2 protein-coding genes are annotated in these 1270 nt (G+C 64.2%); both read left to right on the top strand.

What is annotated here, in order from left to right; genetic code table 11:
• The coding region (locus AB1781_11420; protein MEW5705175.1) for a pyruvate dehydrogenase complex E1 component subunit beta at positions 1-1144 on the top strand (1144 nt) is incomplete at its 5' end.
• A 4-nt stretch (positions 1145-1148) separates the two neighbouring features.
• On the top strand, positions 1149-1270 hold a 122-nt coding region (locus AB1781_11415), incomplete at its 3' end, for a biotin/lipoyl-containing protein (protein MEW5705174.1).

The following is a 1270-nucleotide window of genomic DNA, read 5'->3' as shown; positions in this document are numbered from 1 at the left end:
CGGCGCCCTTGCCGGGGCGGAACCCGCACCCGTGCCCGTCGTGCCAGCCGCGCCGAAAAAGGCGGAAGAAAAGCCGGCGGCGCGGGAAGCGCCGAAGCCACAAACCCCCACCGAAGCCAAACCGGCCAAGCCCACGCGGGAAGACGCCTATACAGGCGAGACCGCAAACCAAACCTTGCGCGAAGCGCTTCGGGACGCCATGGCGGAGGAGATGCGTCACGATCCGACCGTCTTCCTGATGGGCGAAGAGGTCGCCGAATACCAGGGCGCCTACAAGGTGAGCCAGGGCTTGCTCGAAGAATTCGGGGCGCGCCGCGTTATCGACACGCCGATCACCGAGATGGGCTTCGCCGGCCTTGGGGTGGGCGCCGCCTTCGCCGGTCTACGGCCGATCATCGAGTTCATGACGTTCAATTTTGCCATGCAGGCAATCGATCACCTCGTCAATTCGGCGGCGAAGACGCTTTACATGTCCGGCGGCAAAGTAACGGTTCCCATCGTCTTTCGCGGGCCGAACGGGGCCGCCGCCCGCGTCGCTGCCCAGCATTCCCAGTGCTACGCAAGCTGGTATGCGCATGTGCCGGGCTTGAAAGTGATCGCACCTTACTCCGGCGCCGATGCGAAGGGGCTTTTGAAGGCGGCGATCCGGGACCCGAACCCGGTCGTCTTTCTGGAAAATGAAATGCTTTACGGGCAGCGCTTCGACGTGCCGCAGGACCCGGATTTTCTGGTGCCGATCGGCAAGGCGAAGGTCGTGCGCGAAGGAAGCGACGTGACGATCACCGCCTTTTCCCGGATGATGGTGCAGGCGCTGGCCGCCGCCGAACAACTGCACGGGGAAGGGATCGAGGCGGAAGTGATCGATCTGCGCACACTCCGTCCTCTCGATTTTACGACGGTCGCTCAATCCGTAAAAAAAACGAACCGGCTGGTCAGCGTCGAGGAAGGCTGGCCCTATGCCGGCATCGGCGCCGAGCTTGCTGCGCGCGCCATGGAGGAACTTTTCGATTACCTAGACGCGCCGCTTCTCCGCGTAACGGGGGCGGACGCGCCGATGCCCTATGCCGCCAATCTGGAGACGCTCGCCCTGCCCGATGCCGGCCGCATCGTCGCGGCGGCAAAGACCGTCTGTTACCAAGGCTGACGCCATGCCGAAGCAAGTTTTGATGCCCGCGCTGAGCCCGACGATGGAGGAGGGGAAGCTTGCGCGCTGGGTAAAGCGGGAAGGGGAGAAAATCGCCGCGGGCGACGTGCTGGCGGAGATCGAGAC

It is taken from the genome of Pseudomonadota bacterium (assembly GCA_040752895.1).
GTDB lineage: Bacteria > Pseudomonadota > Alphaproteobacteria.
This window is presented reverse-complemented; position numbering and strand designations above follow the sequence as displayed.